1 protein-coding gene and 1 pseudogene are annotated in these 546 nt (G+C 71.2%); both read right to left on the bottom strand.

Annotation, left to right across the window (positions count from 1 at the left end):
• Nucleotides 1–277, bottom strand: a pseudogene (locus L810_RS43635) (FAD-binding oxidoreductase); the annotation flags it as partial.
• Between the two features lie 15 nt (nucleotides 278–292).
• The coding region (locus L810_RS43630) for a transporter substrate-binding domain-containing protein (RefSeq protein ID WP_042978531.1) at nucleotides 293–546 on the bottom strand (254 nt) is incomplete at its 5' end.

Genomic DNA, 546 nt, shown 5'->3' with positions numbered 1-546 from the left:
GCCCCGTCAGGCCCCCCTGCGGCACGACCGCCTGGCCGAGCCGCGCGCACAGCGCGAGCGTGCGCGACACGTCGTCGACACTGCGCGGGCGCACCAGAGCACGCGGCCGCGCGCCGGCCGGCTCGTTGTAGGCGGTGAAATAACGCGGATCGATGTCGGCCGCGCGCGTGACGAGCGCATCGCCCAGTTCGGCGACGAGCACGGCTTCGAGCGCGTCACCCGACAGCGGCGTGCCCGCCGGTTCGCCGCCCGCGGCGGTCGTGTTCCGGTTCTGCATCGCGCGCAGCCCCGCTTACTTCGCCGAAATGTCGATATCGCCGAAATACTTCAGGCCGAGCGACTTCACCGTGCCGTCCGCCTTCAGCTTGTCGATCGCCGCATCGAGTTTCGCCTTCAGCGCGCTGTCGCCCTTGCGCAGCCCGAAGGCGATGCCGCTGCCGAGGATCCGGTCGTCGTGCACGGGCTGGCCGACGAACGAAAAACCGTTGCCGTCCGGACGCGACAGGAAGCCGCGCTGGCCGGACGGCGCGAGCACGAGCGTCGCGT

Origin of the sequence: Burkholderia sp. AU4i (genome assembly GCF_000466765.1) — a bacterium.
GTDB classification, from domain to species: Bacteria; Pseudomonadota; Gammaproteobacteria; order Burkholderiales; family Burkholderiaceae; genus Burkholderia; species Burkholderia cepacia.
The sequence above is the reverse complement of the archived record's forward strand: the minus strand, read 5'-3'. Positions and strand labels throughout refer to the sequence as shown.